This window comes from Vibrio sp. ArtGut-C1 (assembly GCF_002105475.1).
GTDB lineage: Bacteria > Pseudomonadota > Gammaproteobacteria > Enterobacterales > Vibrionaceae > Vibrio > Vibrio diabolicus.
Genome location: NZ_NCTH01000024.1, coordinates 43,079 through 69,071, shown reverse-complemented (window position 1 = coordinate 69,071; position 25,993 = coordinate 43,079). Strand labels below are relative to the sequence as shown.

The window sequence follows — 25,993 nt, the reverse complement described above, 5'->3', positions numbered from 1 at the left end:
CACGCATTATAGGGAGAAATCCCCTATAAACTCAATGTGAATTATTTATCATCTCCACATTCATCTGTTGTTGGATGCCATTTTCAAGGTATAAAAAAACCAGCGTTAAACGCTGGTTTCTCTAAAAGAGGTGAGCTTTGATTACTCGTCGTCTTCATCTTCTTCAGGGTAAAGCGCATCTTCGCCTTCGTAGTACGTACCCCAACCGTCATAGATGATGTCGTATTTTTCTGCCAAGTGAATCAGTTTTTCAACTTGCGCATCAATGGCTTCTGCGTCTAATGCTGATTCCATGGTTGCGTCACAGCAAAGCAACTTGTTGCCATCTTCATCTTCAGTTTCTTCCGCTTCAAGCACTTCAAAGCCCATCTTGAATGCTTCAACTACCGCTTTTTCTAGCGTGTCAAAATCTTCTGCAAACAGGTGGTGCTCGATTTCGTATAGCGAATCTGGATCGCTGCCATCTTCTAGCAATGCTGCAATGATATCGCGAGTCTCTTCCTTTTGAATCTCAATTAATTCTTCTACTGATAGATATTCATCTTCGTGAGACATGTTTTGGCTCCAGATTAGTTACTTGATAGAAACACTATACCCGATACTGAGTATGCTGATCCGGTGAAATATGGCATGGATTGCGATGAAAAGCCACAAACAAACATCATACCACCGCGATTCTTATCGGTTATTTGAATATAAATATTAAACCGACCACGCAAAGAAACAAAAAATTAACAAAAAATGGCATTTTTTAATATTCAGAACATCCTAACTGACACTTAATGCGGTTATTTTCTCTTTCTGTGCGTGTTTATGGCGCTTTCTTGAATACACTCACGTGTAAAACGAAGAAGCATAACGAATAAATTCACTTTAATAATGCATAATTGAGAATAAAAATGCACGTTTTATGCACTATGCATGTATTCTTTCTCAACGGGGAAATTAGAATAAAAACGCACGCTCTCCACATTTCACAAAATAGAATTTAAACCCAACCCAAGACTTAATAAGAAAAACATACAAAACTAAAATCTAAAAAACAATAAAAACTCAGAATATAGACAAAGTGTAGTGATTTGCATCTTTCTAGGAAGCTTGTCATAACTATCGGCTGGAAAATTTGTAAGGATACAAAATGAGCAAGCTGTACGTTGGATCAGAAGTTGGTCAACTTCGACGAGTTCTATTAAATCGCCCAGAGCGCGCCCTAACCCACTTAACTCCATCAAACTGTCATGAATTACTGTTTGATGATGTTCTTGCTGTAGAAGCGGCAGGTGAAGAGCACGATGCGTTCGCACGCACGCTACGCGATCAAGATGTAGAAGTGCTTCTCCTCCACGATTTACTGGTCGAAACCCTCGCCGTTCCAGAAGCAAAACAGTGGCTGCTAGATACTCAGATTTCTGACTTTCGTTACGGGCCAACCTTTGCGCGAGACCTACGCCAATATTTTTCAGAAATGGATGATGAACACCTTGCCAGCATCTTTTTAGGTGGCTTAGCTTACTCAGAGCTACCGATCACCTCATCTTCTATGCTGCCAAAAATGAAGCGTCCGCTGGATTTTGTTATTGAGCCGCTACCTAACCACCTATTTACGCGTGATACCTCATGCTGGGTTTATGGTGGTGTATCGCTCAACCCAATGATGATGCCTGCACGCCAACGTGAAACAAACCACTTACGTGCGATTTATCGTTGGCACCCAATTTTTGCTGGCCAAGACTTTATCAAATACTTCGGTGATGATGATCTGCATTACGATAATGCGAATGTCGAAGGCGGTGATGTGTTGGTTATTGGTAAAGGTGCAGTTCTGATCGGTATGTCTGAGCGCACGACCGCGCAAGGTGTAGAAAACCTTGCAGCGAGCCTGTTTAAGGCAGGACAAGCAACCGAAGTGATTGCGATTGATCTGCCTAAACACCGTTCATGCATGCATTTAGACACCGTTATGACCCATATGGATGTGGACACGTTCTCTGTTTACCCAGAGATCATGCGCAAAGATCTCGACACATGGCGCTTAACACCAAAAGGCAATGGTGAAATGCATGTTGAAGCATCTCATAACTACCTACATGCGATTGAATCTGCTCTTGGCTTAGATCAGCTGAAAATCATCACCACGGGTGGTGACAGTTATGAAGCTGAGCGCGAACAATGGAATGACGCCAATAACGTTCTTACCGTAAAACCGGGCGTTGTGATTGGTTACGAACGCAATGTATACACCAACGAAAAATACGACAAAGCTGGTATCAAAGTACTGACAGTCCCAGGTAACGAGCTTGGCCGTGGCCGTGGTGGCGCCCGCTGCATGAGTTGTCCGATAGAACGAGACGATATATAACCAATTCGTCCTTTTACATTAAATGAATAAAAACTAAGGTTGATGTGAATGCATCAACCTTTTTTAGTTTTACACAAAAATAATTATTCACAAATAAAGCATTTATATGTTTTAATGCATTCTATTAATTCAATCACACGTACTAAGGGACGAGCTATGGCTTTCAATTTACGTAACCGCAACTTTTTGAAGCTATTGGATTTCTCAACCAAAGAAATCCAGTTCTTGCTCGAACTGTCTGCAGAGCTAAAAAAAGCAAAATATGCAGGAACAGAGCAGAAGACACTTCAAGGTAAAAACATTGCACTCATCTTTGAGAAATCTTCGACTCGTACCCGATGTGCGTTTGAAGTCGCTGCTTTTGATCAAGGCGCTCAAGTCTCTTACATCGGCCCTTCTGGTTCTCAGATTGGCCATAAAGAATCAATGAAAGACACCGCGCGCGTACTTGGCCGCATGTATGATGGCATCGAATACCGCGGTTTTGGCCAATCCATTGTTGAAGAGCTTGGCACTTATGCTGGTGTTCCAGTGTGGAATGGTTTGACTGATGAGTTCCACCCAACCCAAATCCTTGCTGACTTCCTGACCATGCAAGAGTACGGACGCGGTAAGCAGCTGCATGAAATGACCTTCGCTTACCTAGGCGATGCACGCAACAATATGGGCAACTCGCTCATGGTGGGCGCCGCTAAAATGGGCATAGATATTCGCCTTGTCGCGCCAAAAGCGTTCTGGCCTGAAGAAGAGCTCGTGGCAACTTGCCAAACTATCGCGCAGCAAACTGGTGCAAAAATCACGTTAACAGAAAGCGTTGAGGAAGGTGTGAAGGGTTGTGACTTCCTTTACACCGATGTTTGGGTATCTATGGGTGAATCCGCAGAGGCATGGGATGAACGAGTGGCTTTAATGACACCATATCAAATCAATATGGACGTGATTAAACAAACGGGTAATCCACATGTGAAATTCATGCACTGTCTTCCGGCTTTCCACAATGATGAAACTACCGTCGGCAAAGAAGTCGCTGAAAAATACGGCATGAAAGGCCTTGAAGTAACAGAAGAGGTATTTGAGTCAGAATACTCCATCGTATTCGACGAAGCTGAAAACCGTATGCACACTATCAAAGCCGTGATGGTAGCAACATTAGGAAGCTAAACTAGCAAGCAAAAACAGCCGCTAAAAACCATGATGTAATCGCTTGCGCTCACGAAAGTTAAGCGTATAATGCTCGGCAATTTGTCTGAGGATTATGAAATGACCAAGCTAATTGCCGACATGAAAACGCGATTTGCTCTAGCTAAGCGACTACGCTTACGTGGTGTTATTTTCGTTAATTCTATTGAATTTTAAAACCTCCCCATTTGGGGAGGTTTTTTTATGTCCAAAATTCCTTTCGGCAATTTGGATGTAGTCATCAATGTTATAGGGAAGAAGATCATGGCGAACTCGCTTTACCAGAAGCACATCATCTCTATTCCAGAGCTTTCACGTGAAGAGCTGGAACTTATCGTAGAAACAGCAGGCAGCCTTAAAAAAGCACCTCGACCAGAACTGATTAAAAACAAAGTCGTTGCCAGTTGTTTCTTTGAACCATCAACACGTACACGTTTATCGTTTGAAACAGCGATTCAACGCATTGGTGGTGACGTGATTGGCTTTGATAATGATGGTAATACCTCTCTGGCGAAAAAAGGCGAAACACTCGCAGATTCAGTACAAGTCATCTCTTCTTACGTCGATGCCTTTGTGATGCGTCATCCACAAGAAGGCGCCGCTCGCTTGGCCTCTGAATTTTCAAATGGCGTGCCAGTGATCAACGCGGGCGACGGTGCAAACCAACACCCAACTCAAACGCTACTCGACCTATACACCATCGCGGAAACACAAGGGCGTCTAGACAACCTGAACGTCGCATTCGTAGGTGACCTAAAATATGGCCGCACAGTGCACTCACTGACTCAAGCCTTAGCAAAGTTTAACAACATCCGCTTCTTCTTTGTTGCACCAGAAGCATTGGCAATGCCAGATTACATCTGCGAAGAGCTAGACGAAGCTGGCATTCAATATAGCCTACACACAGACATGGAAAGTGTGATTCCTGAACTGGATATTCTGTACATGACACGCGTACAGAAAGAACGTTTTGACGAATCGGAATACGCACATATTAAGTCGGCTTACATCCTAACGGCGGCACTACTAGAAGGCGCGCGTGAGAACTTGAAAGTACTGCACCCACTACCACGTGTGGATGAAATCACAACCGATGTTGATAAAACGCCTCATGCTTACTTCTTCCAGCAAGCTCAAAATGGCGTATACGCTCGCCAAGCACTGTTGGCGCTTGTTCTAAACGAAACACTGTAATCGAGGAGAAAACCCATGGCTAAAGAAACTCAATTGCAGGTAGAAGCAATCAAAAATGGCACAGTCATCGACCACATCCCTGCGCAAATCGGCATCAAAGTATTAAGACTGTTCGATATGCACAATTCATCACAACGCGTAACAATTGGACTGAACTTGCCTTCATCGGCACTCGGTCATAAAGATCTACTCAAAATCGAAAATGTGTTTATCAATGAAGAGCAAGCGAGCAAGCTAGCGTTGTATGCTCCTCACGCGACCGTGAATCAAATCGAGAATTATGAAGTGGTGAAAAAGCTCGCGTTAGAGCTTCCTGAGCGCATCAATGATGTCTTCGAATGCCCAAATTCAAACTGTATTTCTCACAATGAGCCAGTAGAAAGCAGCTTTAGCGTGTTCGAGAAGAAACAAGAAATCCGCCTAAAGTGTAAATACTGCGAGAAAGTGTTCTCACGCGAGATCGTAACCGAGCGATAAACACGCCGTACGACTAGGCTGTGATACGTTTAAAATACCCTGCAATGTCGGGGGATTTTGCTCTTTACCTACCACAGGTTTAGAGGCAAACTGAGAATCTTTATTCCCTACAACTGATGGAAAAAATCAAATGACGAAAGTACTTCACACTGAGTCTGCACCAGCAGCAATCGGTCCTTACGTTCAAGGCGTAGATCTAGGTAACATGGTTCTTACTTCAGGCCAAATCCCAGTAAACCCAGCGACAGGTGAAGTGTCTGCTGATATCGCAGAGCAAGCTCGTCAGTCTCTAGAAAACGTAAAGGCTGTGGTTGAATCTTCAGGCCTTAAAGTGTCAGATATCGTGAAGCTAACGGTTTTTGTTAAAGACCTAAACGACTTTGGCACGGTGAACGAAGTTTACGGCAAGTTCTTTGATGAGCACGGCGTAGCAAACTACCCTGCACGTTCTTGTGTAGAAGTCGCTCGCCTACCGAAAGATGTTGGTATCGAGATTGAAGCAATCGCGGTTCGCAAATAATTGCACTTGCTGACAAACATAAAAAAACGGGTAGCTCAGGCTACCCGTTTTTTATTGTCTTTTCGTGATGATATCGCAGTAAAACTTAAGCAGCGTTGCGCTGTTTGACTTCTTCATCTAACGATTCAAGTTTCTCTTTCATCTGTTCACGACAGATATTTGCTAGCTCGCGAATGCCCTCTTTACCATAGCCTTCAGTACTGATTGGAGGTAGCATTTCAACAATCACATGACCATTGTTCCAACGGTTCAGCTTAATTTTATTCGTCGAGCTACATACGATAGGAATGATTGGTACGCCTGCTCCAATTGCCGCATGAAAAGCACCTGTTTTGAATGGCAGCAAACCACGTCCACGAGAACGTGTGCCTTCTGGGAACATCCACACCGAAACATCACTTTCTTTCATGCTGCTCACGACCTGATCGATAGTACCTTTTGCTTTCGAGCGATTCGCTCGGTCAATCAGAATGTTACCCGTAAGCCAGTAAAGCTGACCAAACAGTGGCATCCAAGCCAAGCTCTTTTTACCTACTGTCACAACTTTCGGAGTCACAGCCGCAGAAACAGTAAACATGTCCCAATTGTTCTGGTGGTTAGCAATGTAAACATGTTGGCCGCGTGAATACGCATCTTCGGGGATACGCAACTCTAACTTAATCCCAAACACACGAGACATCTTGGCAAACAAGCGGCCAAAAGTGAAAACGTGCTTAGGGTTTCGGGGGCTTAACAGGCAGTAACCACAACCACCAATAAACATAACAATCGCAAAGATAGCGACAGCAAATACACGTAACAGTGCAATCATTCTTGTTCTCCAGGAACCGGCTTTTGCCAGATACAGCTATTAATTTCTCTCTTTCCATAAAGGATAACTATGGTCATGAGAGTGATATAAAAAAGCCGAAACTCAGGTTTCGGCTCTCTTGATATCCAAGTTACCTGCGGTGCAGTTTAACTTGCCTCGCTCACTCGCTCAATATTTGCGCCAAGTGCAGCCAGTTTATTTTCGATTTTGTCGTAACCGCGGTCGATATGGTAAATACGGTCAACGATGGTTTCGCCTTTAGCAATACAGCCCGCAATTACCAAACTAGCCGAAGCTCGTAGGTCGGTTGCCATGACTTGCGCACCACTTAATGACTCAACATCACCACAGATAACGGTGTTGCCTTCAATCTCGGCTTTCGCGCCCATACGCATGAGTTCTGGTACGTGCATAAAGCGGTTTTCAAAGATAGTCTCAGTGATCACGCCGCCGCCTTTCGCCATCATGTTTAGTAGCGTAAATTGCGCTTGCATATCGGTCGGGAAGCCTGGATGCGGCGCTGTACGTACACTCACTGCTTTCAGCTCGCGATCAGTCATATCAACTGAAATCCAATCTTCACCCGTTTCGACAAGCGCGCCAGCTTCTTCTAGCTTGGCTAAAACCGCTTCAAGCAAATGAGCGTTAGTGTTACGGCATACTACTTTACCACCAGATACCGCGGCAGCGACAAGGAATGTTCCTGTCTCAATACGGTCGGCAACTACGTTGTGTTTACAACCACCTAGGCGCTCAACACCTTCAATCGTGATCGTATCTGTACCTGCACCAGAAATTTTTGCACCAAGCTTATTTAGGAAATCCGCTGTGTCTACAATTTCAGGTTCACGCGCCGCGTTGTCTAACGTTGTAGTGCCTTCAGCAAGTGCTGCAGCACACATGATGGTGATCGTCGCGCCTACGCTGACTTTATCCATCACGATGTGCGCACCTTTTAGACGACCATCAACCTCAGCTTTAACGTAACCATCTTCAAGCGTAATCGTTGCGCCAAGCTGCTCTAGGCCAGAAATATGCAGATCAACAGGACGAGCACCGATAGCACAACCGCCAGGTAGAGAAACCTGACCTTGACCAAATCGCGCTACGAGCGGGCCCAAAGCCCAAATAGAAGCACGCATAGTTTTCACCAAATCATACGGTGCGCAGTATTCAGTAATGCTACTAGGATCAACGTGAACAGAACCATTACGGCTTACTTTCGCGCCTAAACGCTTAAGCAGTTCCATGGTTGTATCAATATCACGAAGGTGTGGCACGTTTGCCACTTCTACAGGCTCTTCCGCCAGGATAGACGCAAATAAAATCGGCAGTGCTGCGTTTTTTGCACCGGAAATGGTCACTTCACCAACGAGTGGTTTATCTGACCCAATAACTCGAAACTTTTCCATCAATAAACCTTAAAGCGACATCAGTTTCTTATCACGAGCCCACTCTTCTGGTGTGAACGCTTTAATTGATAATGCGTGAATGTCGTTACGCTGGATGTATTCCATCAGAGGACCATAAATTAACTGCTGCTTCTTAACGCGGCTCATTCCATCGAAACAAGCATCAACAGCAACCACCTCATAGTGGCTACCTTCACCTTTTACATGCACTTCTTGAAGGTTTAGTGCTTCTTCTAATAACTGTTGTACTTTTGCGCTATCCACAATTTACCCCTGATAATTCTGTATGTGTTTGGCCACTAAAGATTCAACATTGCTCAGTTGAAACAAAGTGCGCAGTTGCGCCGGCACGAAACTGAGCATTATATGACAGTTTTGCTTTTTTGCATGCTCTAATAAGTGGATTAACATCACCATTCCTGCAGAGTCGACGCGCTCTATCTCTTTTAACGAGCATTCCAGCTCAGCTTGAGCTGGTTGCCATTGCTGAGCATACGCCCACAATGAGGGCACTGTATCTCTATCAAGTGCCCCTGTTAGCTTAAGAATGTTTTGATCTAATTGCCACTGAGCGGGAGTCTGGGCCATTATTTCTTCGCCTCAAAGCGAACCGGTTCCGCAGCTAATTTTTCTAAATCTTTCGCGACAGATAGAATGCCTTCTTGACGAATTTTGCTATTCCATTCTGACTGTTTGCTAGAGAGTAAACTGATGCCTTCCGCAATCATATCGAACGCCTCCCACTCACCAGATTTGTTGTCTTTACGCAATTTGAACTCTAGCTTGATGTTTGGACGCGGCGTATCGATGATATCAACTTTGATACTGGTGATACGCTTAGAGTCATCAATGCTAGGCTCAGGACCAAATTCAATTTGTTGGTCACTGTATTGCGTTAGCACTTGGGCATAAGAAGCAATTAAGTACGCGCGAAATGCATCGATAAACTCAAGTACGTCTTCACGTTTCGCTCCTTTTAGGTTTGGACCTAGGAGCTTTAACCCAGCATAGCGGTAATTGACGTAAGGCATTAGCTCTTCTTCAACAATCACCTTAAGTAAATCTGGGTCTTGTTTGATTTTCGGCTGCTCGGCTTTTAATCTTTCGAAAGTGACTTCAGCCACTTGCTTCATCATCTTATAAGGTTCAGTTTTATCCACTTCTGCTGCACTTGTACCAAACGCGCTAAACACAGCACAAACTGAAAGTAATAATCTCGCTAACATAGTTATTCCTTACTTGAATCGTCTGAACCACCTACGCTGTAAAGCACTTGACCAATTAAGTCTTCAAGCACGAGCGCTGATTTGGTGTCTTCGATGGTATCGCCATCGACCAGCATGACTTCATCGTCAAAAACAAAGCCTGGTACTAAACCAATGTATTGCTCACCAATCAAGCCAGACGTCAAGATTTGTACGCTCGACGTTTCTGGGAATTGATTGTATTTGCTATTGATCGATAGAGTTACAACAGGTAATAAGTTATCTGGGTTAAGCGAAATATTGCTTACCCGGCCAATCACAACTCCACCCACTTTTACTGGCGAGCGAACTTTTAAACTACCAATATTATCGAACTCAGCTTTGAGGGTGTAAGTATCACCAGAGCCAATGCTTTTTACGTCAGCAACTTGAAAAATCATCACAAGAATCGCGCAAATTCCCGCTAATACAAAGCTGCCAACCCATAATTCAGTTTTACGTGTTTGTTGCATGATTAATTCCCAAACATCAATGCGGTCAGTACAAAGTCTAGTCCTAGTACTGCTAAAGAAGAATGCACAACAGTGCGCGTAGTTGCTCGGCTGATCCCTTCCGAAGTAGGAATAGCATCATAACCATTAAATAGAGCGACCCAAGTAACCGTAATTGCAAACGCAAAGCACTTGATCATACTGTTACCAATATCCTGTCCTAGTTCAACTGAGGACTGCATCGCTGACCAAAAACTGCCATGGTCAACACCTTTCCAGTCAACACCAACAAGCTGGGCGCCCCAAATACCCACTGCCATGAAAATCATAGCCAGCAATGGCATTGAAATAGCACCAGCCCAAAAACGTGGCGCAATCACTCTTTTCAAAGGATCTACCGCCATCATTTCAAGGCTAGAGAGTTGCTCCGTCGCTTTCATCAAACCTATCTCTGCAGTTAACGCAGAGCCTGCACGACCAGCAAACAGAAGTGCAGTGACAACGGGCCCTAATTCACGTAGCAATGAGAGCGCCACCATTTGCCCCAAACTGCCCTCTGCGCCGTAATCCACCAGCACAACATAGCCTTGTAGGCTCAAGACCATACCAATGAACAACCCAGATACGACGATAATCGCCAGAGACTGGACGCCTACGGAATAAAGTTGTTTAACGAGCAGAGGAAAGCTTTTAAGCGGTTGTGGCTTAGTAAACAGTGCCCCAATCAGCATGAAAGTCGCACGACCAAATGCTCCGCAGATGGAGAGCGTTCGTCTACCTAGTGAGGCGACAAAATGCATAAAGTTATCGACCATCAAATAAGTCCTTTTCGATACTTTGAGAAGGGAAGCGAAACGGTACAGGACCATCTGCATCACCTTGTAAGAACTGCTGAACGCGAGGGTCAGGATTCTGATTAAGCTCTTCTGGTGTGCCAAAAGCGATAATTTTGCCATCGGCCATCAGATAAACCCAATCGGCAATACTCATCACTTCAGGCACGTCGTGAGAAACGACTATAGAAGTTAAACCTAACGCTTGATTTAGATTACTAATGAGCTCAACCAAGACACCCATGGTGATTGGGTCTTGTCCGACAAATGGTTCATCATACATGATTAAATCAGGATCCAGGGCGATCGCACGCGCCAACGCAGCGCGTCTAGCCATGCCACCCGATAGCTCGCTCGGCATCAATTGTGCCGCGCCGCGTAGACCGACGGCTTCAAGCTTAAGCAACACCATGGTACGAATCAGCTCTTCAGATAAATTCGTATGCTCTCGCAATGGGAAGGCGACGTTATCAAAGACATTCAAATCAGTGAATAAAGCTCCTGATTGAAACAACATGCTCATTTTCTTTCGAGCATGGTAGAGTTTTTTACGCGAGAGAGAGGGAATATTGTCGCCATCAAACCAGATCTCTCCTTGCTCGGGATACAACTGACCACCAATTAAACGCAGCAGTGTAGTTTTACCTATTCCCGATGGTCCCATAATGGCCGTCACTTTGCCCTCAGGAACATGCAGATCAATACCATCAAAGATCTTGCGCTCTCCCCGTGAAAAAGTGAGGTTGTTCACGGTGACTAAATCGTTGTTCGACATATCATCTCTTCTACTGTCGGAGCGTTGCAACTCACGGCATCATCAACCAGACACACAACGGAGTTGAATTTCACGTTTAATAAAGTAACGTCGGTACATTTATTAGGCTGCAATCATAAGCACATTGGCTTTGAATTTAAAGCACTGTTCAATTAAATAAAGTCGAGTATATACCTGCAATTTTTTGTGGATTACGATCAAATCAGCGCAAAGTGTTTAAATCCTAGACAAGAACTGCTGATTTAAATGAACGACATTTGCATACATTTTCGTTACTAACCTTTAATTTATTCGTCGTTTATCTTCCATTTTAGGCCGCAAAAGGTCAAAATTAGCGGTTATTCATTTTACTTATTTAATACTTAGGAATTCTCATGCTCGAAGCCGTAGCGTTGCTTATAGTCGGTCTTGTTTTGCTCGTATGGAGTGCAGATAAACTTGTTTTTGGTTCTGCAGCGATAGCCCGCAACGTCGGTATTTCACCTCTTGTCATCGGCATGACAATCCTTGCGATGGGCTCTTCTGCGCCAGAGATGATGGTTTCTGCAACCGCAGCCTGGGACGGAAAAACCGATACTGCAGTGGGTAACGTTTTAGGCTCAAACATCGCGAACATCGCGTTAATCCTAGGTATTACAGCACTCATCAAGCCTCTGTCGATTAGCTCCGCGGTCATCCGCCGGGAACTGCCATTAATGATTGCTGTAACAGTACTCGCCGGTATTCTGCTTTGGAATAGCCATCTCGGTTTTTATGAAGGTGTCTTATTGTTTGTACTCTTTGGGGCATTTTTATTTGCTATGTTGCAGATCAGCCGCAAAGAACAGAAATCAGGTGATGTTTTTCTTGATGACCAAGAGTCAGAGATCCCAGAAGGCGTCAGCAACCCTAAAGCGATCATGTGGGTGGTTATTGGCCTGATACTGCTTCCTTTGGCAGCAAGCATGCTAGTGGATAACGCGGTGATTATTGCAAAGTATTTTGGCATGAGCGATCTTGTCATCGGTCTGACTATCATTGCCATCGGCACTAGTCTACCTGAGCTCGCAGCATCGCTTGCTGGTGTTTTAAAAGGTGAAGACGACATGGCCGTCGGTAACATTATTGGCTCGAATGTGTTTAATATTCTGGCCGTAATGGGCATTCCTGGCATCATTAATCCATCGGTACTGAGTGAGTACGCGATGGGACGTGACTTCTGGGTCATGTTAGGCGTTTCACTGTTACTTGTCGCGATGTGTTTGGGTAAATCACGCAGCATTAACCGTATTGAAGGTGCAATCTTGTTTGCATGCTTCCTAGGTTATCAAGTGTACTTATTCGCAAACATGGCCGCTTAATTACCACGATAAATAAGTAGAGAACTGATATGTCCAATCAATTTGATTTTCGCGCTGCTGCTAAACAAGTTCTTGATATCGAAGTTGCTGCTCTGCAAGAGCTGGATACCTACTTTGATGATCAATTTGAGAAAGCGTGCGAACTGATCCTTTCCAACAGCGGCAAAGTAGTCGTTATGGGTATTGGCAAGTCAGGCCACATTGGTAACAAGATTGCTGCGACTCTGGCAAGCACGGGGACTTCTGCGTTTTTCGTTCACCCTGGCGAAGCAGCACATGGCGACTTGGGCATGATCAGCCCTGGAGATATTGTGCTCGCAATTTCTAACTCTGGTGAGTCAAACGAAATTCTGTCTCTATTTCCGGTATTAAAACGCCTGAACATCAAGATAATTAGCATGACAGGCAAGCCAGAATCCAATATGGCAAAACTGTCTGACTTGCACCTGCAAATCACGGTACCTCAAGAAGCTTGCCCGCTAGGGTTGGCACCGACCAGCAGTACCACGGCCACATTAGTAATGGGAGACGCATTAGCCGTAGCCCTACTTCAAGCGCGTGGTTTTTCTGCCGAAGATTTTGCCCTATCTCATCCAGGTGGCGCGTTAGGGAGAAAACTGCTGCTTAAGTTGTCTGATATTATGCACTTTGGAGAAGCGCTACCTAAAGTTTCTCCAAACGCATTGATTCGCGATGCCCTGCTTGAAATTTCAGAAAAAGGGCTAGGAATGACCGCTATCGTCGATGAGCACGATGCTATGCTTGGTATATTCACCGATGGTGATTTACGTCGCACCTTAGACAAACGCATTGATATTCATACGACCGCGATTGGCGAAGTCATGACGACAAATCCAACCACAGCGCACCCTGATATGCTAGCGGTTGAAGGCTTGAACTTGATGCAGAATAAAAATATTAACGCTCTGATTTTATGTAAAGACGAAAAAATTGTGGGTGCACTGAACATGCACGATTTACTAAAAGCTGGCGTGATGTAATATCAGCACAAACATTTAAATCATTTATTACACAAATAAAGGCAATGGTCAGGGAAGTACTGAGCTAAACGATAGGCCTTCATTATATGAGTTTTACTCGCCTTATTTATTTGCTCTTGATCTTCGTTGTCGCATGGTGCGGTTATTACCTACTGACCCCAAAAGGCAACGACGCAATTCAAGTAGCACCAGATTCTGAACTGCCCATGTTCAGTGGTACTGGACTGGAAAACATCACCTATGGTGAAGATGGTGTCCGCAGTTACATCATCCGCTCCACGAACTTAGACCATTATGCTAAGAGTGGAGATACCATTTTTAATAACCCGACTTTGATGGTTTACCGTGAAGGTAGCGTCATTGAATGGAAGGTGACGGCCACAAGAGCCGTGTTAGATGAAGACCAAGTCTTAACGTTATATGACAAGGTCTTAATGCAAAATCTTCTGCCAGGTGCGAGTTTTGATACCATGGCAACAGACAAGTTAGTCATTAATCTAACCAATCGTGATTTTAAAGCTGATCAACAGGTCATGTTGGTTGGGCCACAATTTGAAACTACTGGAGGCGCAATGCAAGGCAACTTAAAGCAGCATACCGCAACTCTGACAGACGAAGTTCAAGGTCGATATGAAACCGTTACACCTTAGCCTACTGGCACTGGTATTGGCGGCGCCTCAAGCGCTGGCACTTAAGTCGGATACTCAACAACCGGTTTACATTAACTCTGACACCCAACAGGTGGATATGAAGAGTAACCAGGTTATCTTTAAAGGCGATGTATCTCTTAAGCAAGGTAGCATCAATATCGATGCTGATAGAATCGTGGTAACGCGCGATCCTAAAACCGAAGCCATCAAACAGATTCAAGCATTTGGTAAACCTGCGAAGTTTTCTCAGCTGATGGACGATGGTAAGACACTGAGTGGTCAAGCTGTGGAGCTGGATTACCGTATTTCTACAGACGAATTGACCATGAAAGGTCAAGCGCAACTGGCACAAGACAACAACACCATTAAAGGTTCTTCGATTCGTTACCAAATTGGTAAACAAAAGCTAGTCGCTGATAGCTCTAAGGAAGAGCGCGTTACGACCATTTTGCAACCCAATCAGATAGAGAACTAATATGGCAGTACTGAGTGCGAAAAACTTGGCGAAAAGCTACAAAAAGCGCAAAGTCGTAACCGATGTTAGCTTGGAAGTTGAATCTGGTCAGATTGTTGGGCTGCTAGGCCCAAACGGCGCAGGTAAAACCACCTCGTTTTATATGATTGTCGGCTTGGTGCCACGAGATGAAGGCACCATTACCATTGATGATCAAGACATCAGTATTCTGCCGATGCACAGTCGTTCGCGTCTCGGGATTGGCTACCTTCCGCAAGAAGCGTCGATTTTCCGTAAGCTGTCGGTGGAAGATAACATCATGGCCGTACTCGAAACTCGTCAAGAAATGACACGTGAAGAGCGCCAAGATAAGCTGGAAGATTTGTTGGAAGAATTCCACATTCAGCACATCAGAACCAGTGCGGGTATGGCACTATCGGGGGGTGAGCGACGCAGAGTGGAAATCGCTCGCGCTTTAGCAGCCAACCCTCAATTCATTTTGTTGGATGAACCTTTCGCTGGTGTTGACCCAATCTCGGTTAATGACATCAAGAAAATCATCGAGCATCTACGCGATCGCGGCCTCGGAGTGTTAATCACTGACCATAACGTGCGTGAAACACTGGACGTATGCGAAAAAGCCTATATCGTAAGCCAAGGGCACCTAATTGCATCGGGAACTCCGGCAGAAGTTCTCAATAATGAACAGGTGAAACAAGTTTATCTCGGCGAACAATTCCGTCTATGATTATATTAGGAACGGTAAGATTCTGAGCATTACAAGGTAAGTAACACTGAATGAAACCTTCATTACAACTCAAGCTAGGTCAACAGTTAGCCATGACGCCACAGTTGCAACAAGCGATTCGCTTACTGCAACTGTCGACACTCGATCTTCAACAGGAAATCCAAGAAGCATTGGATTCAAACCCATTATTGGAAGTTGAAGAAGGCCAAGATGAGCCTCTAGCAAACGGTGAAGATAAATCAGCGGTCGAGGCTGCTGATAGCAACAGTGCTAACGAACCAGCAGACATTGACGTTCCAGACAGTTCAGACGTAATTGAGAAGTCAGAGATCAGCTCTGAACTTGAAATCGATACCACTTGGGATGACGTCTACAGCGCGAATACCGGTAGCACTGGCTTAGCTCTTGATGATGATATGCCCGTCTACCAAGGCGAAACCACTGAATCATTGCATGACTACCTAATGTGGCAGCTTGACCTGACACCATTCAGTGAAACCGATCGTACGATTGCATTAGCGATTATTGACGCTGTTGACGACTACGGTTACCTAACCCTATCTCCTGAAGAAATTCATGAGAGCTTCGATAACGAAGATATTGAGTTAGACGAAGTAGAAGCCGTTCGTAAACGTATTCAGCAGTTCGATCCGCTCGGTGTGGCATCACGCAACTTACAAGAGTGCCTACTGCTACAGCTAGCGACTTTCCCAGAAGACACACCGTGGCTTGCTGAAGCCAAAATGATTCTTGCGGATCATATTGATCACCTGGGGAACCGTGATTACAAGCTCGTCATCAAAGAGACTAAGCTGAAAGAAGCCGATCTCCGTGAAGTCCTCAAACTTATCCAGCAGTTAGATCCTCGTCCCGGTAGCCGTATCACACCGGATGATACCGAGTACGTAATTCCAGATGTGTCCGTTTTTAAAGACAACGGCAAATGGACCGTTTCTATCAACCCAGATAGCGTTCCAAAATTAAAAGTAAATCAACAATATGCTCAATTAGGCAAAGGCAATAGCGCGGATAGCCAGTACATCCGCAGCAATTTGCAAGAGGCAAAATGGTTAATTAAGAGCTTAGAGAGTAGAAACGAGACGCTACTCAAAGTTGCAAGATGTATTGTTGAACATCAACAAGATTTCTTCGAGTATGGTGAGGAAGCCATGAAGCCAATGGTACTAAATGATGTAGCCTTGGCAGTGGACATGCATGAATCCACGATTTCTCGTGTAACAACACAAAAATTTATGCATACACCACGTGGCATTTTTGAATTGAAGTACTTCTTCTCTAGCCATGTTAGTACTGACAACGGCGGAGAATGTTCGTCAACAGCAATTCGCGCACTCATTAAAAAACTGGTCGCAGCAGAGAATACTGCTAAGCCATTGAGTGATAGCAAGATTGCTGCTCTTCTGGCTGACCAAGGGATTCAGGTCGCGAGACGTACGATAGCCAAATATCGAGAATCCTTGGGAATTGCCCCTTCAAGTCAGCGTAAACGCCTATTATAAGGCACTAACTGAAAAGGAAAGTCTATGCAAATCAATATTCAAGGCCATCACGTTGATCTTACCGATTCAATGCAAGACTATGTAAATTCTAAGTTTCAGAAGCTCGAAAGGTTCTTCGACCATATCAATCAAGTACATGTTGTACTAAAAGTTGAAAAAATCACTCAAATCGCGGAAGCTACGCTTCATATAAATCAAGGCGAAATCCACGCATCAGCTGATGACGAAAATATGTATGCCGCGATCGATTCGCTGGTAGATAAATTGGTTCGCCAACTCAATAAGCACAAAGAAAAACTAAACAGTCATTAATCATGCAACTGAGCGAAATACTGTCATTGGACTGCACCAAGAGTGCGGTCCACTGCACGAGTAAAAAACGCGCCCTTGAAATGATCAGCCGCATCGTGGCTGATCAAACGGGCCAAGATTCTACCGAACTGTTCGAGTGCATGCTCAACAGAGAGAAAATGGGCAGTACTGGTATCGGAAACGGTATTGCGATCCCACACGCTAGAATGCAATCGAGCGACAAGGCTATTGCTGTCTTGCTGCAATGTGATGAAGCAATTGAATTCGATGCGATTGATAATCGACCTGTCGACCTTCTTTTTGCGCTCCTTGTACCAGAAGAACAGTGCAAAGAGCACCTCAAGACTCTATCCTCTATGGCAGAACGTCTGAGCGATAAGCAAGTATTGAAACTACTGCGCAATGCTCAGAGTGATGAAGAACTTTACGACATCATGATTCACCAATAAGCAGGACGGACATCATGCGACTAATCGTGGTTAGCGGGCACTCAGGTGCCGGTAAGAGTATTGCGCTGCGCGTACTGGAAGACTTAGGTTATTACTGTGTTGATAACCTCCCAGTGAATTTGCTGGACGCGTTTGTTCATTCTATTGCTGACAGCAAGCAGAATGTTGCGGTAAGCATTGATATTCGCAATATCCCTAAAAAGCTAAAAGAACTGACTGGTACACTGGAGCAGTTGAAAACAGAGCTTGATGTGACCGTGCTTTTCTTGGACGCCAATAAGGAAACGCTACTCAAACGCTACAGCGAAACACGCCGAATCCACCCTTTATCTTTAGGTGGCACCTCTCTATCTCTTGACCAAGCCATCGAGCGTGAGAAAGAAATTTTAACGCCACTTAAAGCACATGCCGATCTTGTACTGAACAGCAGCGGACAATCTTTGCATGAGTTGAGTGAAACCGTGCGTATGCGTGTTGAAGGCAGAGATCGCAAAGGGCTTGTTATGGTATTTGAGTCTTTTGGCTTCAAATATGGCCTGCCTTCCGATGCCGATTACGTATTCGACGTTCGCTTCTTGCCCAACCCACATTGGGAACCAGCGTTGCGCCCACTTACGGGTTTGGATGCCCCTATCGCCGCATTTTTGGAGCAGCACCAATCGGTGTTAAGTTTGAAATACCAAATTGAAAACTTTATAGAGAATTGGTTACCTCTGCTCGAGAAAAACAATCGCAGCTATTTGACCGTTGCAATAGGTTGTACCGGTGGTAAACACCGTTCGGTGTACTTAACTCAGCAAATCGGTGAGTACTTCGCCAATAAAGGACACCAAGTGCAAATTCGCCATACCTCACTAGAGAAAAACACTAAGGAGTAGCTGTGGAGTTAAGTCGTAAAGTATTGATTCAAAATCGCCTTGGCTTACATGCTCGCGCAGCCGTCAAACTGGTCGAACTGGCCCAGAGCTTTGAAGCGGTCATCACTATCGACAATGAAGAAGACAAAACCGCCACAGCAGACAGCGTAATGGGTTTATTAATGCTTGAGTCTGCTCAAGGACAGTACGTCACAATCCACGCTGCGGGTGAGCAAGCAGAAGAAGCACTGGATGCCGTTTGCCACTTAATCGAAGATAAATTTGATGAAGGCGAGTAATTTACTCGCTTTTTTATTAGCTCTCACTCCCCCTCCCCTCACTGCGCCAATAAATAAATTTGCTTAGTATCATAAGTTGTTATTAAAAGGCGCCTAGAATTAAGTTATTATTCAACGCATTGTAAATATCAGGAATTGGGAGGAATGAATGGCAGAGCAAATTGAATTCGACCAAGCTCACCAAGCCCTCCAAGAAGTCACAGAAGCGCTAGAAAATGGCCGCTTCGTCCATGTTCGTCGTCAGTTACAGGACATGGAACCTGAGGATATCGCTCACCTTTTAGAAGCCTCTCCACGAAAAAGCCGTGAAGTTCTCTGGCAACTCACCGACCCTGAAGACTACGGTGAAATCCTCGACGAACTGAACGAAGACGTCAAAGATAGTCTCGTATCCAAAATGGCACCAGAAGCGCTTGCAGAAGCGACAGAAGGCATGGATACCGATGACGTGGCTTATGTACTGCGTAGCTTGCCAGACAACCTGTCACGCGAAGTCCTGTCGCAAATGGACTCCTCTGACCGTCTGCGTGTCGAAACCGCCCTGTCCTACCCAGAAGACACCGCAGGTGGGCTGATGAACACCGACGTTATCACGATTCGTGGTGACGTAGATGTGGACGTGGTTTTACGTTATCTGCGTATGAAAGGTGAACTACCAGAAGCAACGGATGCACTTTATGTCATTGATGAAGAAAGCAAACTGATTGGTGAACTACCCATTACTCTGCTGATCACGACCCAGCCTGATGTCAAAATTGTCGACATCATGGAAGATGCTGACGAAGCGATCACTGTCGATACCAGTGATTCAGATGTTGCTAGTCTGTTCGAACGTCGTAACTGGGTCTCTGCTCCTGTCGTAGACGAGAATCAGCATCTCGTTGGCCGTATCACTATCGATGACGTAGTTGACGTTATCCGTGAAGATGCCGAGCATTCGATGATGAGTATGGCAGGTATGGACGATGACGAAGATACCTTCGCACCCGTTGTAAAATCAGCTCGCAAACGTAGTATCTGGCTTGGGGCTAACGTGTTGGCCGCACTCGCTGCCGCTTCTGTTTCTAACATGTTTGAAGCCACGCTAGACCAGATGGCGGCCATTGCCGTATTGATGACGATTGTTCCTTCCATGGGTGGTGTCGCTGGTAACCAAACCGTCGCACTAGTGATTCGTGGTCTTGCTCTTGGTCATATCGGTGACTCGAACAAACGAGAACTGTTGATGAAAGAAGCCTCGATCGGTTTACTCAACGGCATCATGTGGGCGCTGATTATTGGCGGCATTGTTGTCGCTTGGAAAGGTAACTGGATGCTAGGGGGAATCATTTCCGCAGCGATGCTGACCAACTTATTGGTCGCTGGGGTTGCCGGAGTAACGATTCCAATCCTCTTAAAGAAAATGAACATCGATCCAGCTTTAGCTGGTGGTATGGCGTTAACGACCGTAACGGATGTAATTGGTTTATCAGTATTCTTAGGGCTTGCCACAATACTGATTACCTAACTGCAAAAACTAAAAAGCCTGATGAACACATCAGGCTTTTTTAATTCTGAATTAGGAAAGCTTACTCACCCGCAACTTTCATCGCATCCAGTAAGATTGAACCCGTTTGAATTTGCGAGCGCGTTTCAACGTCGCTACCTACGGCAACAATCTTATTGAACATGTCTTTTAGATTACCAGCAATGGTAATTTCCGATACTGGGTATTGGATTTCGCCGTTCTCAACCCAAAAGCCTGCAGCACCGCGAGAGTAATCACCTGTTACCACGTTCACGCCTTGCCCCATCACTTCTGTCACTAGAAGACCAGTGCCGAGCTCTTTGAGCATTTGTTCGAAGTTTTGACCAGTCGATTTCACGTACCAGTTATGGATGCCACCAGCGTGACCTGTCGGCGCCATCTTCATTTTACGTGCGGCATAACTGGTTAACAGGTAAGTCGCTAGCACACCGTCAGTGATGATCTCACGATCTTGAGTGTACACGCCTTCGCTATCGAAGGGGCTTGACGCCAAACCACGTAATACATGTGGACGCTCCGAGATATTGAACCACTCAGGAAGCACTTGCTTACCAAGGTGATCAAGTAGAAAAGAAGATTTACGGTACAGGTTACCACCGCTGATCGCCATAACAAGGTGACCAATCAAGCCAGTTGCAACATCAGCAGCAAACATGATTGGGTATTTACCTGTCTTTAGGCGCTGCGCATCTAAGCGGTTAATCGTATTCTCTGCCGCCTTACGACCCACTGTTTCTGGTGTCCATAAGTCATCGCGATGACGTGCCACAGTGTAGCTGTAATCACGCTCCATTTCGCCATTTTGACCAACGCCAATAACACAACAGCTGGTACTGTGGCGGCTAGACGCATAGCTTGCTAATAAGCCATGGCTGTTACCATACACTTTTACACCGTAGTGGCTATCATAACTCGCGCCATCACTTTGCTTGATTGCACTGTCATAACTTAACGCTTCTTTCTCAGCGGCGATCGCCACATCGGCAGCATAATCGGGATCAGGGGCGTCTGGGTGGAAAAGATCAAGCTCAGGGATCTCTTGCACCATGTATTCTTTGGCAGCGGGCCCTGCAAATGGATCTTCAGATGTGTAATGCGCAATATCCAGCGCCGCAATAACGGTTTGCTCGATAGCAGCTTCACTTAAATCAGACGTGGAAGCACTGCCTTTGCGTTGACCTCGATAAACGGTAATGCCCAGCGCACCATCGCTGTTGAACTCGACATTTTCTACCTCGCCCATGCGAGTAGATACACTTAAACCAGTGCTTTTGGTAATTGCGACTTCGGCGGCGTCAGATTTTGCCGATGCAAGCTTTAAGGCTCTTGCGACGGCTTGCTCTAGCTCGGTACGTTGCTCAGCAACCTGCTGTTTAATATCCATTGTCTTTCACATCTTGTCTTTGATGAACAATAGGATAACAAGAATTTCGCTTTCTCCCCACGATTCTTGTTAAAATAGTCATAATATTAATCAAAACACAGGCAACTGAAATGGCACGTAAGAATCAAAAAGCGCCATGGGAACCAGAAGAAGAGATCATCTGGGTAAGCAAATCCGAGATGAAGCGAGACATGGAAGAACTGCAAAAGCTAGGTGAGGAGCTTGTCGGCCTCAAACCTGCAGTTCTCGAAAAGTTTCCATTGAGCGAAGACCTGCGAGAAGCAATTGCAGACGCACAACGCTTTAAAAACGAAGCACGTCGTCGCCAATTACAACGTATTGGTAAGTTGATGCGTTATGAAGATCCAGAGCCAATCCAAGCGGCGTTGGATAAGATTCGTAACAAGCACTCTCAATTAACGGCGGTATTCCACAAACTTGAAGCTCTGCGTGATCGCGTGGTGGAAGAAGGTGACAAAGCCATTGATGACGTAATGGAAATGTACCCAGAGGCGGATCGTCAGCGTCTACGCCAATTGGCTCGCCAAGCAGCCAAAGAGAAAAAAGCAGGGAAACCAGCAAAAGCGTACCGCGAAATCTTCCAGATCCTAAAAGGTCTGAACGAAGAAGAGTTTTAATTCGACGGTTCTATTCCAACGAGCATTCAATTAACGAAAAAAGCAGACATGATGTCTGCTTTTTTATCTTTTACTTAAATGTCAGCGTTACACCAAGCGATTAATACGCTCTCCGCGCTCGAAAGCGTTAATGTTCTCAATCAAGATTTCCACTAAACGTTGAATCGATGAGTCGCTGCCCCATGCAACATGCGGTGTCAGTAACAAATTAGGTAAACCCATATTGGCAATCAGCGGATTGCTCTCATCTGCTGGTTCTTGGGTAAAGACATCAAAGCCAGCCGCAGCGATTTCTCCCTGCTTTAGGGCATCCACCAGCGCTTGCTCATTCACCAAGCCTCCACGCCCCGTATTAATTAGAATGGCGTTGGACTTCATTTGTTGCAACTCTGCTTGACCAATTAAATTCTGAGTATGCTCGTTGAGCGGACAGTGCAAAGTCAACGCATCAGAGCGTTTCAATACTTCCTCAAACGGCACATAACCAGGTCGGCATTCTGATGCACCTTTACGCTCAGCAAAGATCACCTGCATGCCTAGCGCATCAGCTAACTGTGCTGTCGCTTGCCCTAAAGCGCCGCTGCCAATAACACCTAGCGTGCTACCACCTATATCCCCGATTGGGTGCGTAAAAAAGCAAAACTGCTTATTACGCTGCCATTCGCCAGCGGCAATATCTTGATGGTAACCAAATAAATTTCGGCGTAAAGCAAACAGCATCGCAATCACGTGCTCAGGCACCGAACGCGTCGCGTAACCACGTACATTGGCAACCGCAATATCATGCTTAGCACAGTAGTCCACATCGACGTTATTAAAACCAGTCGCGGCAACCGCGATCATCCGCAATTGTGGTAGTTGCTCTAATATATTTTGGTCAAGCAGGACTTTATTGCTAATCACGATATCTGCATCTGCTAACCTTTCTATTACCTGCTCTGGCGCGGTTAAGTCGTACTCACGCCAGTGGTGCTGAAAGCTAGGTCGTGGGATCTCAATATGTTCTGGGATGGTCGCTCGGTCCAAAAATACGATGGTCGGCAAAGACATAACAACTCCTTGTTCACGGCTGAAAGACAGGATACATCAACCACAGTAACGAAATAGCGAACTAGAAAGAACCGTTGTTGAGTGCAATTGGCATTAAGGGTGTGGCAACGTTTTATAATCAGGCAATGTACGTTCTGGCGAAAAATAGTTAAAGATCGCCGCCTCGGCTCCAGGATAAAAGTCACAAGGTACAAAAATACTGCTCAGCTGATCCGTGGCTGGGTGATAAAAACTTAGCTCCGCAGCGTGCAACTCTAAACGTTCTGAAAACTGATACGCCTCTTCAGTTGCATAAAACTCATCACCCACAATTGCATGACCAATCGCCATCAAATGCACGCGCAACTGATGCGATCGACCAGTAATGGGCAGTAGTCGCACAACGGTCGTATGGGTGCCATCTGGGTGCACTTCACGCTTCACCACTTGGAATAAAGTTTGAGATGGCTTGCCGTCGTCGAAGCATACTTTTTGTCGCGGACGGTTTGGCCAATCACAAATTAATGGAAGGTCAATATTCCCTTCTTGCGGCTCGACATGCCCCCAAACACGTGCGTAATACACCTTGTGGGTGAGACGATATTGGAACTGCTTTTTTAATGCTCGCTCCGAAGGTTTATTTTTCGCCAGCAGCATCAGCCCTGATGTCGACATATCCAAGCGATGCACTACTTGGATTTCTGGATGCACTTCCTTGAGGCGGCTCCACATGCTGTCGTAATGCTCTGCAAGGCGACCAGGAACAGACAGCAATCCTGATGGCTTATTCACTGCCAGAATGTCGTCATCCTCAAAAACGATATCGACCCAAGGGTCGGTGGGAGGGGTATATTCAAGCATTGCCATGGGAGATCTCTACAAAATAAAAACGCCGCGATTATATACCTAAATAGCACCCAGATGCAGGGTGCTGAAGAAAAGTTCAAACCAATAAAACAAAGTCAATCCTTTAGCATAAAAACTAAAAATAGCACGTTGTAAATTTAGTTTGACAACAAGACGCATAACTGAATAGAGTGCTAGATGCACACAGCATGATATTCGCAAAGAATACTTAAAATAAATACATCAAAACACAGCATTTAAAAGACATTACCGTTGCGCAGTATAGGGCGAGCGCTCAGCTTGTCATGCACTGCGGTATGTATCTCTTTAGAAAGATACATAAGATAAAAAGGACAATAAGCAATGGACTCCGCCGTTATAGATAAACCCCAATCCAAACTTTCCTTATTTTTTCGTTCGCTAGGCCCCGGCATATTAATGGCATCTGCTGCGGTCGGTGGCTCTCACCTCGTCGCATCAACCAAAGCTGGTGCGATTTATGGTTGGCAATTGGCGGCGCTGATTCTGCTCGTAAACCTGTTTAAATACCCTTTTTTCCGAGCGGGCGTACAGTACACCATGGGGACAGGGCTCACCTTGGTTGAGGGCTACGCGAAATTAGGTCGGCCTTATCTATGGCTATTTCTATTTCTGAGCGTGGTATCGGCCGTCATCAATACCGCCGCTTTGTTGATGTTTAGCGCTAGCTTGCTGGGCTACTTCATTCCGTTTTCACTATCAATGGCATCACTCAGCATCATTGTGATTGTCACCTGCCTGATCATATTATTTGCTGGCCATTACAAAGCGCTCGATACGCTATCTAAAGTGATCATGTCGGTGTTAACCATCGCGACTTTACTCGCTGTTTCTATCGCCTTTGGTAACCCTGTTGAACAAGTGGCCAACTTCGAGCCGCCGTCACCTTGGTCTATTGCGGCTATTGGTTTTATCGTTGTGACAATGGGGTGGATGCCTGCACCGATAGAGATCTCCTGTTTAACCTCAGCATGGCTAAAACGCCAATCAAGCCAGCAAGAAGTAACATACCGCTCTGCTCTATTTGACTTTAACGTCGGTTATATTGGCACGGCTTTTCTTGCCATTATCTTTGTATCATTAGGTTCTTTGATGCTTTATGGCTCTGGCGTTGCGCTTGAAAGCTCTGGCGTTGGCTTCTCCCACCAATTGGTTGGCTTATATGCGGCAACAATTGGCGAATGGTCTCGTTACTTAATCGCGGTAATTGCGTTTTTCTGTATCTTTGGCAGCACGATTACCGTTATTGATGGCTACTCACGCGTTATTTCTGACTCTCAACGTCTACTGCGCTCACAACCAGACACTAACCCTAAAGCCACGTCAGCGATCATGCTGGTGGTCGCCTTACTTGCATTATGTATTGTGGTTTTCTGGGCTTCTGCGTTATTGCCTATGCTGAACTTTGCGATGATCCTCGCCTTTATGACCACGCCATTCTTTGCTCTGCTAAATTACACATTAGTGAGCAAAACCGAGTTACCTGAACCTTTGGCTGTTGGACCTAAATTGAAGTGGTTGTCGATTGCAGGGCTGATTTACTTGTTTGGCTTCTTGGCTGTATTTATCTGGTGGAAATGGTTGATGTAAATGAGTTAGCTATGAGTGAGTAATGCATTTAGCATAAAGAAACTAAACCGCAA

31 protein-coding genes are annotated in these 25,993 nt (G+C 45.3%); 19 read left to right on the top strand and 12 right to left on the bottom strand.

All coding sequences use genetic code 11. The features are described from left to right. Window positions 1-141: 141 nt before the first annotated feature. Window positions 142-555, bottom strand: coding sequence for a ribonuclease E inhibitor RraB (gene rraB, locus B7360_RS18340; protein WP_005381081.1), 414 nt, complete (start codon window positions 553-555; stop codon window positions 142-144). A 583-nt stretch (window positions 556-1,138) separates the two neighbouring features. On the opposite strand from rraB, the gene arcA reads away from it, so the two are divergent. The 6 genes from arcA to B7360_RS18310 all read left to right on the top strand — a co-directional run bounded on the left by arcA (window position 1,139) and on the right by B7360_RS18310 (window position 5,729). Further along, on the top strand, window positions 1,139-2,359 hold the full coding sequence (gene arcA / locus B7360_RS18335; protein WP_006742359.1) for an arginine deiminase: 1,221 nt from the start codon (window positions 1,139-1,141) through the stop codon (window positions 2,357-2,359). Window positions 2,360-2,515: 156 nt separating this feature from the next. After that, window positions 2,516-3,520 (top strand): ornithine carbamoyltransferase, encoded by a 1,005-nt coding sequence (gene argF, locus B7360_RS18330; RefSeq protein ID WP_085344295.1) that lies wholly within the window; start codon window positions 2,516-2,518, stop codon window positions 3,518-3,520. 99 nt (window positions 3,521-3,619) lie between these two features. Beyond that, window positions 3,620-3,715, top strand: coding sequence for a hypothetical protein (locus tag B7360_RS18325; protein ID WP_031780631.1), 96 nt, complete (start codon window positions 3,620-3,622; stop codon window positions 3,713-3,715). An 87-nt stretch (window positions 3,716-3,802) separates the two neighbouring features. Further along, window positions 3,803-4,732: an aspartate carbamoyltransferase gene (gene pyrB / locus B7360_RS18320; RefSeq protein ID WP_005397473.1), complete on the top strand. Its 930-nt coding sequence runs from the start codon at window positions 3,803-3,805 to the stop codon at window positions 4,730-4,732. Between the two features lie 15 nt (window positions 4,733-4,747). Further along, window positions 4,748-5,209 carry an aspartate carbamoyltransferase regulatory subunit gene (gene pyrI / locus B7360_RS18315; RefSeq protein WP_005381086.1) on the top strand — a complete coding sequence of 154 codons (462 nt, stop codon included), beginning with the start codon at window positions 4,748-4,750 and terminating at the stop codon, window positions 5,207-5,209. Between the two features lie 130 nt (window positions 5,210-5,339). Continuing rightward, a complete protein-coding gene (locus B7360_RS18310; protein ID WP_005381087.1) occupies window positions 5,340-5,729 on the top strand; it encodes a RidA family protein in 390 nt (129 codons plus the stop codon). Window positions 5,730-5,814: 85 nt separating this feature from the next. Here the strand turns inward: B7360_RS18310 and B7360_RS18305 are convergent, their stop codons facing one another. The 8 genes from B7360_RS18305 to mlaF form a co-directional block, all read right to left on the bottom strand. Then, window positions 5,815-6,540: a 1-acylglycerol-3-phosphate O-acyltransferase gene (locus B7360_RS18305; protein ID WP_005381088.1), complete on the bottom strand. Its 726-nt coding sequence runs from the start codon at window positions 6,538-6,540 to the stop codon at window positions 5,815-5,817. 146 nt (window positions 6,541-6,686) lie between these two features. Next, entirely contained in the window at window positions 6,687-7,952 is a 1,266-nt protein-coding gene (murA, locus tag B7360_RS18300; protein ID WP_046873610.1) for a UDP-N-acetylglucosamine 1-carboxyvinyltransferase, read from the bottom strand. A 9-nt stretch (window positions 7,953-7,961) separates the two neighbouring features. Beyond that, window positions 7,962-8,216 carry a BolA family iron metabolism protein IbaG gene (gene ibaG, locus B7360_RS18295; protein ID WP_005396230.1) on the bottom strand — a complete coding sequence of 85 codons (255 nt, stop codon included), beginning with the start codon at window positions 8,214-8,216 and terminating at the stop codon, window positions 7,962-7,964. Between the two features lie 3 nt (window positions 8,217-8,219). After that, entirely contained in the window at window positions 8,220-8,540 is a 321-nt protein-coding gene (locus tag B7360_RS18290; RefSeq protein ID WP_005396231.1) for a lipid asymmetry maintenance protein MlaB, read from the bottom strand. Further along, the gene (mlaC, locus tag B7360_RS18285; RefSeq protein WP_005396232.1) at window positions 8,540-9,178 is read right to left on the bottom strand and encodes a phospholipid-binding protein MlaC; all 639 of its coding nucleotides are present in this window, start codon (window positions 9,176-9,178) and stop codon (window positions 8,540-8,542) included. Before mlaC ends, B7360_RS18290 begins: the two co-directional genes overlap by 1 nt. A 2-nt stretch (window positions 9,179-9,180) precedes the next feature. Then, window positions 9,181-9,669: an outer membrane lipid asymmetry maintenance protein MlaD gene (mlaD, locus tag B7360_RS18280; RefSeq protein WP_012841383.1), complete on the bottom strand. Its 489-nt coding sequence runs from the start codon at window positions 9,667-9,669 to the stop codon at window positions 9,181-9,183. Between the two features lie 2 nt (window positions 9,670-9,671). Beyond that, window positions 9,672-10,463 carry a lipid asymmetry maintenance ABC transporter permease subunit MlaE gene (mlaE, locus tag B7360_RS18275; protein ID WP_005396234.1) on the bottom strand — a complete coding sequence of 264 codons (792 nt, stop codon included), beginning with the start codon at window positions 10,461-10,463 and terminating at the stop codon, window positions 9,672-9,674. Further along, on the bottom strand, window positions 10,453-11,256 hold the full coding sequence (mlaF, locus tag B7360_RS18270; protein ID WP_005396235.1) for a phospholipid ABC transporter ATP-binding protein MlaF: 804 nt from the start codon (window positions 11,254-11,256) through the stop codon (window positions 10,453-10,455). The genes mlaE and mlaF overlap by 11 nt, the downstream gene beginning before the upstream one ends. A gap of 374 nt (window positions 11,257-11,630) precedes the next feature. Between mlaF and B7360_RS18265 the strand changes: the two genes are divergently transcribed. The 11 genes from B7360_RS18265 (at window position 11,631) to mgtE (ending at window position 20,393) form a co-directional block, all read left to right on the top strand. Continuing rightward, window positions 11,631-12,596 (top strand): calcium/sodium antiporter, encoded by a 966-nt coding sequence (locus tag B7360_RS18265; RefSeq protein ID WP_005396236.1) that lies wholly within the window; start codon window positions 11,631-11,633, stop codon window positions 12,594-12,596. Window positions 12,597-12,625: 29 nt separating this feature from the next. Then, entirely contained in the window at window positions 12,626-13,597 is a 972-nt protein-coding gene (gene kdsD / locus B7360_RS18260; protein ID WP_005396237.1) for an arabinose-5-phosphate isomerase KdsD, read from the top strand. Window positions 13,598-13,683: 86 nt separating this feature from the next. Beyond that, entirely contained in the window at window positions 13,684-14,247 is a 564-nt protein-coding gene (gene lptC / locus B7360_RS18255) for an LPS export ABC transporter periplasmic protein LptC (protein ID WP_005396238.1), read from the top strand. Next, window positions 14,228-14,722: a lipopolysaccharide transport periplasmic protein LptA gene (gene lptA / locus B7360_RS18250; protein ID WP_005396239.1), complete on the top strand. Its 495-nt coding sequence runs from the start codon at window positions 14,228-14,230 to the stop codon at window positions 14,720-14,722. Before lptC ends, lptA begins: the two co-directional genes overlap by 20 nt. Before the next feature lies 1 nt (window position 14,723). After that, a complete protein-coding gene (lptB, locus tag B7360_RS18245) occupies window positions 14,724-15,449 on the top strand; it encodes an LPS export ABC transporter ATP-binding protein (protein WP_085344293.1) in 726 nt (241 codons plus the stop codon). Between the two features lie 50 nt (window positions 15,450-15,499). Then, complete coding sequence (locus B7360_RS18240; protein ID WP_085344292.1) at window positions 15,500-16,969, top strand: RNA polymerase factor sigma-54; 1,470 nt, start codon at window positions 15,500-15,502, stop codon at window positions 16,967-16,969. 24 nt (window positions 16,970-16,993) lie between these two features. After that, complete coding sequence (gene hpf / locus B7360_RS18235) at window positions 16,994-17,281, top strand: ribosome hibernation promoting factor (protein ID WP_005381114.1); 288 nt, start codon at window positions 16,994-16,996, stop codon at window positions 17,279-17,281. 2 nt (window positions 17,282-17,283) lie between these two features. Next, a complete protein-coding gene (ptsN, locus tag B7360_RS18230) occupies window positions 17,284-17,730 on the top strand; it encodes a PTS IIA-like nitrogen regulatory protein PtsN (protein WP_005381116.1) in 447 nt (148 codons plus the stop codon). A gap of 14 nt (window positions 17,731-17,744) precedes the next feature. Next, on the top strand, window positions 17,745-18,608 hold the full coding sequence (gene rapZ / locus B7360_RS18225; RefSeq protein ID WP_085344291.1) for an RNase adapter RapZ: 864 nt from the start codon (window positions 17,745-17,747) through the stop codon (window positions 18,606-18,608). 2 nt (window positions 18,609-18,610) lie between these two features. Next, entirely contained in the window at window positions 18,611-18,886 is a 276-nt protein-coding gene (locus B7360_RS18220) for an HPr family phosphocarrier protein (RefSeq protein WP_005396244.1), read from the top strand. A 148-nt stretch (window positions 18,887-19,034) separates the two neighbouring features. After that, window positions 19,035-20,393 (top strand): magnesium transporter, encoded by a 1,359-nt coding sequence (gene mgtE / locus B7360_RS18215; protein WP_006742352.1) that lies wholly within the window; start codon window positions 19,035-19,037, stop codon window positions 20,391-20,393. A 61-nt stretch (window positions 20,394-20,454) separates the two neighbouring features. Here the strand turns inward: mgtE and pmbA are convergent, their stop codons facing one another. Next, on the bottom strand, window positions 20,455-21,798 hold the full coding sequence (pmbA, locus tag B7360_RS18210) for a metalloprotease PmbA (RefSeq protein ID WP_005396252.1): 1,344 nt from the start codon (window positions 21,796-21,798) through the stop codon (window positions 20,455-20,457). 110 nt (window positions 21,799-21,908) lie between these two features. Here pmbA and yjgA point away from each other — a divergent pair, with 110 nt between their 5' ends. After that, window positions 21,909-22,436: a ribosome biogenesis factor YjgA gene (gene yjgA / locus B7360_RS18205; RefSeq protein WP_005396253.1), complete on the top strand. Its 528-nt coding sequence runs from the start codon at window positions 21,909-21,911 to the stop codon at window positions 22,434-22,436. A gap of 87 nt (window positions 22,437-22,523) precedes the next feature. On the opposite strand, the gene B7360_RS18200 is transcribed toward yjgA, so the two are convergent. Beyond that, window positions 22,524-23,486 (bottom strand): D-2-hydroxyacid dehydrogenase, encoded by a 963-nt coding sequence (locus B7360_RS18200; RefSeq protein WP_085344290.1) that lies wholly within the window; start codon window positions 23,484-23,486, stop codon window positions 22,524-22,526. 93 nt (window positions 23,487-23,579) lie between these two features. Further along, a complete protein-coding gene (locus tag B7360_RS18195) occupies window positions 23,580-24,332 on the bottom strand; it encodes a pseudouridine synthase (RefSeq protein WP_085344289.1) in 753 nt (250 codons plus the stop codon). 342 nt (window positions 24,333-24,674) lie between these two features. Between B7360_RS18195 and B7360_RS18190 the strand changes: the two genes are divergently transcribed. Next, window positions 24,675-25,940 (top strand): NRAMP family divalent metal transporter, encoded by a 1,266-nt coding sequence (locus tag B7360_RS18190; RefSeq protein ID WP_085344288.1) that lies wholly within the window; start codon window positions 24,675-24,677, stop codon window positions 25,938-25,940. Window positions 25,941-25,993 lie beyond the last annotated feature (53 nt).